We start from the raw sequence: 7,540 nt of genomic DNA, 5'->3' as shown, positions 1-7,540 counted from the left end.
AACTATTACATTTTATACACCCAGAGAACAGAACATTTTGAAATAAGTAGCCATAGGAGAGGCTACTTGTTCCTTCTTAATCATTCGTACTATTTCGATGCCTGTTAATGTTCGTGAAGCAGGCTCAAAGTTTTTAAATCCAGGCACGTTACGCATTCGCCATTTGGCAAACCGATGGTTCCTTCTATCCGGTTATTTAAATACTTACATTGCCTGATCTTTATTCTGGACCATGTTCTTTTGTGGTAAGTTCGTATGGCTTGCTTATTAGCACTACTCTTATCAAATTGATGGTTTAAGGTTTACCGCCAAAAAATTACTGCTAACACGTAAATTATATGCAATTAGATGAAATAGACGATTGAAGCTGACTACTGAAATTCAATAGTTTAGTATTATACAACTTAGATTATAGTTGCATCAATACAACCTCCAGGCAAAGGCTGGTGCAGTGCACTTGTAAGTGCATAGCTAATCTGTAATGATGGAAGTGGATGCCTGAGTTAGTGAGTGAAACTTTGCCCAGATACCCTGCAGTTGCAAACCTTATAAAAAATAAGCCAAGTGACACACTTCGCTTAGTCGGGTGCGCTGTGCTAACACTTAGCAGAACGTGGACATTACAGTAGGGTAAAGATATAAAGCGGCTTACCTTTATGTACAACCGCCACAATGTCTCATGGCTTACGCACAGCTGGCTTTGGAGACCTGCGGGAAAGAAAACCGCCTGTTAGCGGTTCGTTGCTCTTTTTTCGTCATTTACATATTCCAAGATGTCACCTGGTTGGCAGTCTAATGCTTTACAAATTGCCTCTAAGGTGCTAAAGCGTATTGCTTTCGCCTTCCCTGTCTTTAAGATAGAAAGGTTAGATAATGTCAAATCAACTCTTTCAGAAAGCTCATTCAATGAAATTTTTCGCTTTGCCATCATCACGTCTAAGTTTACAATAATTGGCATAGCTTAAATTGTTAAGTCATTTTCAGATTTCATATCTATGGCATTTTGCAAGAGTTTTTCAAATATTGCCGCAGCAGTTGCAACTACAATAGAAACAAAAGTAGTAACGATACAAATGGCAATAAAACCCGCAGGATCGTCTTCTTTATTGTGAAATAGTCTTATGTATAGTCCCGCTAACACAATTAAAATACTTAGTACGATCGCACAATACTTTATACTCTTTAAAGTCTTAACAGCGTTTGAAGAGAAAACTTTATTTTGTCCGATGTATCCAAGTAATTTGAACGTCTTGTACAATGCAATAAAAAAAGCGATGGATGCTGCGTATCCATACAAGATGAACGGGTCAAAGTAAATGCTGAACAAGTCTAAGTTTGCGGCTCTTCCCTCAGTTAAGGGAACCCAAAGTAAAATAGCAAGTGCTACAATGCCGATAAGCACGATGACTGCCTGAAGGAATACTATTGAAATACTTTTCATAAGGATTTTTATGAATTTATTTTATACGGCAAACATAATAAATAATTATTGATAAACAATAAAAAATTAGTGTTTTATAAAGTATTACGAAAGTAAACGCCTTTTTTATCCTGAGTTGTCAGACAGTTAGGATTAGTTGGGTTGTCCGTTACAACGACCGCTAACGCGTAAATTTATGCTGTTATAGGAGACAGGTGTTAAACCTGGCTACTGATAATCTTCAATTTAGTAATATACGAGTTGGACGGTAGTTAAAGCAATATAACCAGGGTGTTCATTTATGCTGATCTTCCAGAGGGTAATGCAGCGCATTTGTAAGAGCACAACTAATCTGTAATTATGAAAGCGGAAGCTTACGTTAGGAGCAAAGCTGTATAGCTGAAAATGATTCGGGAGAATCATCTTCAGCTCACTCTTTTAAGCGCGCTTCTGTAAAACTACAATTTGAAGAATTGATTTTCAGCAACTTGCAAATTGTAGTTTTTGCCCGTTTTCAATAAGCTTCCATAAGCCAACGCCCGCAACTTATGGCGTAAGCTATGGGTGAGCTTTGATTTTCATATACCAGGACTTTTGAAGCAGCTAAAGTCTTGATTTACATATATAACTTGTATTTAAGCCAGCATGACCAATATCACACTTACCACTTACACAAATCATAGGAAGACTATAAGGTCTAAAATACCTTTATTTAAACGGAAGATAATGAACAACATTGTTAATAAAATAGGTTTTGGAGCAGGACTTATTGCCTTTACTGCAACAATCGCCTATTGTATAGTTCAGGTGTTACAACTCTATGATGCGCTTATTTATCCAACAGACGAAATACTCATCTACAGCACGTCGCTTTGTATTGTCATCCTTTTATTTTGGAAATGCTTGCCTTACACTACATAACTCCTGATGGAAAGAAATTCTGGAGTCATGCAGCACTCTTATTCACCACTTTATACGCTGTATTTGTAACTTCAAATTATGTAGTGCAGTTAGCAACAGTCATTCCTATGACGCTTAGGGGTTCTTTAGACGAAGTGCGTATTCTGCAGCAAACACCCCACTCTCTATTTTGGAATTTTGATGCACTGGGATACATATTTATGGGTTTGGCAACCTTGTTTGCTATTCCTGTTTTTAAAAAGAAAGGATTTCAACGTTGGCTGCGTATATCCTTTTTAGCTAACGCGCTAATGACTCCACTGATTGCTATTATATATTTCTATCCTGATTACTCTTACAACTTGTTAGTGCTTGGCTTTCCCTGGGGTATTACCGCACCGCTTTCAATGCTTTTGCTTGCCATACTGTTTAAAAAGAACTACAAAGCAAAAGGGCAACACAACTTTCCTAACAGTAAAGAAAAAAACAAGCTTCCTGATACCATTCAAAATTTAAAAGGGCAGGCACTATAAAGTTCATTCCTAAAAGTAAGTAATTTTATTATGGAACTTCCTTTTACCAGTGAAGAATTTGTAGAAGTATTCAGAAAATATAATACTACTTTCTACCCTTTGCAGATACTGTTTGTGCTGTTAGCCATATACACTTTGATGATTGTAGTTTGGACACGCTAAGTCGCTTATTGTAGTTTTTATCTACAAGGTGCATAAACTTTATAAGTTGCGCCCTTTCTTCAGCTGAAGCAAACGAAGAGGACTGTTTTTAACTTTTCATATCTCTATTTAATTATTTATAAGGGGTGCGCAAAAATTGTAATTTTTTCTACAGATCTTTTCTCTTTAAAAGCTTACTTACCTGCTTATGTTATACTCTTATTGATAAAAGTAGTATAGTAAAAATAAACTTTTATGAAATTCATATTTCTGGAAATTTTAACTGCTTTATTCTTATGTACTTCGTGTCGTAAAGAACATTCCGCGTCCGGCTATTCTTCGGAGGGGGTGTTATACCACTGGTGGTATCGTATGCAAATTATTCTGCTTCCGGACAGTGGGCACCCCAAGCATTTGAAGATAATTGGCCAAGTGCTGTAATTATTCCTTTTGATAATCATGAAGAATTGCTGCGCTACTACGTTTATTCTTATTACATTAATGTAATGTGAGTTCGGGGTGTTCTGAATAATAACCCAAAATGTTAGAAAGACAGATCGATTCAATTGAGCTAAAACTTAATTCTGGAGTTTTCAAGGCAATAAAACAGCTTGTTAAATGACTCATTAACAGCTTTAAATCAAACTCAACTATTAAAAATTGATATATAAAGACTCCAAACTCACGTTAATGTAGATCAGGCCAAACGAGAGATACGGTGCATATAGTAACAACCTTTGCAAAACCTTTAGATAAATCATACATTAGTAAAGCTCCTTTTAACAACTTTCTTATCAATGGCATGCGGCACTACCATAAAGTATACCTAGCAGGTGAAAAAACTACCGATAAACTCAATAACGCTTTATTCAATACCGATGAGGACAATTCTAATGGAGGTATTTATTAGCTATTCAAAAACAAGTATTCTCCGGCGCTTACTCTCGTAACCGAAAGCTTTGCTTATCCAATAGGGAGCGCCACTATTCAAACTATTTCTCTCCAACAGCAACAGCTTTTCGCAGCGAAGATTCATGCACATGCAGTGTTGTTTTCATCTGAACGGTTTTATACTCTTTTATTATTTGCTTACTTTCAATCAACTCAATTAATAATTCTACCGCAAGTTGTCCCATAGCAAAGGTGGGTTGGCAAACAGAAGTCAAAGCCGGGTTTAAGAAAGGGCTGAGCGGATTATCCGAAAAACTTGAAAGTGCAACATCATCCGGCACCTGCAGTTCCAATTCTCGTAGTACCTTGAGGCATGTTATTGATAATCGCTCTACAGATAGCAACACTGCATCGGGGCGCTTAGTACTGCAGAATAAGTGGCGGATTTTATTTTCAGTTGCTTCTGTATTAAAATCGCAGTGAAGAATCCATTCGCTTCTTACCGGCAGTTGGTGCGTCCGCAAGGCATCGGTAAATCCCCTTAGCCTGTTTTGGGTGATCAGCAAATGTTTTGAAATAGTTATATGGGCAATGTTTTCATATCCTTGCTCTATCAACTGGCAGGTAGCCTCAAAAGCTCCCCTGTAATCATCCACAATCACTTTATGCGTGGCTATGGCATTACTTACACGGTCAAACATTACCACTGGTATGCCTTTATCTATTAACTCCTGTAGGTGGTCGGTATTCCTGGTTTCGTTCGATATACTGATAATCAATCCATCTATACGTCGCGAAGCCAGCAAGCGGGTATTCTGTACTTCTGTCTCATATTTTTCATGGCTTTGAGAAATAATTGTCTGGTAGCCCATTTTACAGGCAAAGTTCTCAATACCTGCAATCACCGCAGAGCAGTAGTTATTGGCTATTTCCTGCACCATTACGCCAATTACTTTAGTCTTTTTATCTTTTAGAGAAAGCGCAATAGGGTTCGGGCTATACTTGAGCTCTTCTGCCAAAGCTAATACCTGCTTCGATGTTTCTGCATTGATATCGGTACTGCCTTTCAGTGCTCTTGATACGGTAGAAACTGATAGTTTAAGCTGTTGTGCAATATCTTTTAATGTGATTTGGTGCTGATTATTCATATTAACATTTATAAGAACTGAGTATAGATGATATTGTTTGTCGTCTTGTACTAAACAAATTAAAGATGCTGTTGTGTAGCAAGCGTTCTTAACAGGCTACTAATCGTTTTTTATGCTGCGGTATGCTGCGGTATTTTTCTGGTAATATCAGCATATACAATCGTTTTAAAATCTACTGATATAGGATCCATATTAAACAGTTACTAAATTTTTTACGAATTTAGTTAAACAAATTTATTGCAATCGTTACCGGTAACGATTGCAATAATAACCATTAAACGGCATTTGCAAGCACTGTTGTTGAGTAGCCTTACACTTTCTATTTTTATCCAAATAAGAAACTGTTTTACGATTGCAGCTTATGATGAAATACACGCCTTTGTGGCTGACTATATTTTTACTGCTTACCGGCAATAACCTGTCTGCACAGCCAATAGCTACTTTTACGCTCACCAATCATGGTAATACCGTAGGAGTGCCCGTGTATGTTGATCTTGACCCATTAACTTATGTGACTGATTCTTCCTTAACGCTTATAGAAATAACTGCCGGTAAAAACATACCGGTGCCCTTTCAAATTGAACATGGCTATCATCGTTTTTTATGGTGGTTAATAACGAATGAAGATGCCGGCAGTAATGGCATAAGAAAATATAAACTGGAGCAAAAAGAGCACCCGACAGATATTAAGCAAGCAGTTACCGTAGTGGACGACAGCAACGCCTTAATCATCAAAGAAAACGGGAAGAATGTGCTGCAATACAATTACAAAACGCACTATCCACCGGCAGGTGTGGATACTGCATTCAAGCGCAGCGGTTTTATTCACCCGCTTTGGTCACCTTCCGGTAATATTCTTACGCAAATCAATCCGCGCGATCACCGGCATCACATGGGCATCTGGAATCCCTGGACCGATGTGTTGTTTCAGGGAAAAATGGTAGACTTCTGGAATTTGGGGGATAAAAAAGGTACAGTTCGCTTCGAACATTTTATTGCAAAAGAATCCGGTGCCGTATGGGGCGGTTTTAAAGCCCTGCAGCAACATATTGCATTGCCCGATGCTACCTCGCCTGCCGAGAAGACAGCTATGAATGAAGTGTGGGATGTGCGGGTATATAATGTGGGCGATAAAATGTGGCTGTGGGATTTTACCTCTACACTTAACTGCGCCGGCAACGACAGTGTATTGCTGAAAGAATATCGCTATGGCGGCTTTGGCTTCAGGGCTACAGCAGACTGGAACAATAAGAACAGTAAAGTGCTTACTTCCGAAGGTAAAACGCGCAAAGAGGCCGATGCGAGCACCGCCCGCTGGTGTATGATTGACGGGGATATGCAACGCGGGCATTCAGGTATTTTATTTATGAGCTATCCTGCCAATTACAACTTTCCGGAGCCGATGCGGGTATGGCCCGAAGATATGAACGGGCGCGGCGATGTGTTTTTCAGCTTTAGTCCCACGCGCAATACCGATTGGTTGCTGACGCCGGGTAAAAGCTATGTATTGAAATACCGTATGCTTGTTTTTGATAACACGATAACGCCGCAGCAGGCCGAGCAAACCTGGCAGAGTTTTGCTCATCCGCCGGCAATTGTTATTTCAAAAAAATGAAATTGAAACACAAACGAATACCATAGGAATCACTAAAAGCCATGAGAAAAAAACAGCTATTATTTATATTATTTGCCAGCGTTTTGTGGAGTTGTGCCGGCACTAAGGAAACGGCACGCAGCAACAACTTCAACTGGAGCAATATTCGTGTGCTGGTATATACCAAAAACGGTACTGGTTATGTGCACGATAATATTGCTTCAGCTTCGGCAGCAATCAGGGCACTTGGGGCACAGCATGGTTTTAAAGTAGATGTTTCAGATAATCCGGAGGACTTTAATGAAGCCAATCTTAAACAGTACAATGCGCTTGTTTTTAATAACACCAACAACAACGTTTTTACTACCGACGCGCAAAAAGTAGCCCTCATGCGGTATGTGGAAGCCGGTGGCGGCTTTGTAGGACTACATTCTGCTACCGGCACCGAGAGAAACTGGCCATGGTTTAAGCGCATGATCGGCGCTTCGTTCCTGCGCCATGCAAAGCATCAGCCCTTTACAGAAATTGTCATTGATAAAAACAATGCTTCCACTGCTGCCTTGCCGGCTTTGTGGCAGGCAAACGATGAATGTTATTTTTTTAAAGAAGTAAATCCCGATTTGCATGTGCTGCTGGTGCATGATTTAAGCAGCGTGGATGATAAGGATAAACCTTCGTTTTATGGCGGGGCTTCGTCGCCCTCGGTATGGTGCCACGAATGGGATGGCGGCAGACAGTGGTACACCTCCTTAGGGCACGATAGCGATACGTACAAAAATCCTGTTTTTCAACAACATATCTTGGGCGGCATTCAATGGGTTATTGGACAAAACAAACCGCTCGACTATTCAAAGGCACATGCAAAAACGCCCGAAGATCCGTTGCCTTACTGATTTTTTATTGATTGTTTAAA

8 protein-coding genes and 1 pseudogene are annotated in these 7,540 nt (G+C 39.4%); 6 read left to right on the top strand and 3 right to left on the bottom strand.

Annotation, left to right across the window (positions count from 1 at the left end; translation table 11 throughout):
- Positions 1-730: 730 nt before the first annotated feature.
- Positions 731-958, bottom strand: coding sequence for a helix-turn-helix domain-containing protein (locus FC093_RS02515; protein WP_137260148.1), 228 nt, complete (start codon positions 956-958; stop codon positions 731-733).
- 3 nt (positions 959-961) lie between these two features.
- Positions 962-1,441, bottom strand: coding sequence for a DUF2975 domain-containing protein (locus tag FC093_RS02510; RefSeq protein ID WP_137260147.1), 480 nt, complete (start codon positions 1,439-1,441; stop codon positions 962-964).
- Between the two features lie 705 nt (positions 1,442-2,146).
- Between FC093_RS02510 and FC093_RS23985 the strand changes: the two genes are divergently transcribed.
- The 4 genes and pseudogenes from FC093_RS23985 to FC093_RS24530 all read left to right on the top strand — a co-directional run.
- Positions 2,147-2,341 (top strand): hypothetical protein, encoded by a 195-nt coding sequence (locus tag FC093_RS23985; protein WP_206106490.1) that lies wholly within the window; start codon positions 2,147-2,149, stop codon positions 2,339-2,341.
- On the top strand, positions 2,320-2,853 hold the full coding sequence (locus FC093_RS23980) for a hypothetical protein (protein WP_206106489.1): 534 nt from the start codon (positions 2,320-2,322) through the stop codon (positions 2,851-2,853). Before FC093_RS23985 ends, FC093_RS23980 begins: the two co-directional genes overlap by 22 nt.
- Positions 2,854-2,883: 30 nt before the next feature.
- Positions 2,884-3,015, top strand: a complete 132-nt coding sequence (locus FC093_RS24340) for a hypothetical protein (RefSeq protein WP_262711009.1) — start codon at positions 2,884-2,886, stop codon at positions 3,013-3,015.
- 694 nt (positions 3,016-3,709) lie between these two features.
- Positions 3,710-3,904: pseudogene (locus tag FC093_RS24530) on the top strand (DUF4842 domain-containing protein); the annotation flags it as partial.
- Positions 3,905-3,986: 82 nt separating this feature from the next.
- Here FC093_RS24530 and FC093_RS02495 read toward each other — a convergent pair.
- Positions 3,987-5,033, bottom strand: coding sequence for a LacI family DNA-binding transcriptional regulator (locus FC093_RS02495; protein WP_137260145.1), 1,047 nt, complete (start codon positions 5,031-5,033; stop codon positions 3,987-3,989).
- A 361-nt stretch (positions 5,034-5,394) separates the two neighbouring features.
- Between FC093_RS02495 and FC093_RS02490 the strand changes: the two genes are divergently transcribed.
- Both FC093_RS02490 and FC093_RS02485 read left to right on the top strand, forming a co-directional pair.
- Positions 5,395-6,648: a DUF6807 domain-containing protein gene (locus FC093_RS02490; RefSeq protein ID WP_137260144.1), complete on the top strand. Its 1,254-nt coding sequence runs from the start codon at positions 5,395-5,397 to the stop codon at positions 6,646-6,648.
- A 41-nt stretch (positions 6,649-6,689) separates the two neighbouring features.
- On the top strand, positions 6,690-7,520 hold the full coding sequence (locus FC093_RS02485) for a ThuA domain-containing protein (protein WP_137260143.1): 831 nt from the start codon (positions 6,690-6,692) through the stop codon (positions 7,518-7,520).
- Positions 7,521-7,540 lie beyond the last annotated feature (20 nt).

The organism is Ilyomonas limi (assembly GCF_005233845.1).
GTDB classification, from domain to species: Bacteria; Bacteroidota; Bacteroidia; order Chitinophagales; family Chitinophagaceae; genus Ilyomonas; species Ilyomonas limi.
Note: the sequence above shows the minus strand (reverse complement) of the source record. Positions and strands in the feature narration are given on the sequence as shown.

Bases quoted from the DNA above. Each gene is read 5' to 3' on its own strand.
- FC093_RS02515 (WP_137260148.1), bottom strand. From the start codon at position 958: ATGCCAATTATTGTAAACTTAGACGTGATGATGGCAAAGCGAAAAATT.
- FC093_RS02510 (WP_137260147.1), bottom strand. From the start codon at position 1,441: ATGAAAAGTATTTCAATAGTATTCCTTCAGGCAGTCATCGTGCTTATC.
- FC093_RS23985 (WP_206106490.1), top strand. From the start codon at position 2,147: ATGAACAACATTGTTAATAAAATAGGTTTTGGAGCAGGACTTATTGCC.
- FC093_RS23980 (WP_206106489.1), top strand. From the start codon at position 2,320: ATGCTTGCCTTACACTACATAACTCCTGATGGAAAGAAATTCTGGAGT.
- FC093_RS24340 (WP_262711009.1), top strand. From the start codon at position 2,884: ATGGAACTTCCTTTTACCAGTGAAGAATTTGTAGAAGTATTCAGAAAA.
- FC093_RS02495 (WP_137260145.1), bottom strand. From the start codon at position 5,033: ATGAATAATCAGCACCAAATCACATTAAAAGATATTGCACAACAGCTT.
- FC093_RS02490 (WP_137260144.1), top strand. From the start codon at position 5,395: ATGATGAAATACACGCCTTTGTGGCTGACTATATTTTTACTGCTTACC.
- FC093_RS02485 (WP_137260143.1), top strand. From the start codon at position 6,690: ATGAGAAAAAAACAGCTATTATTTATATTATTTGCCAGCGTTTTGTGG.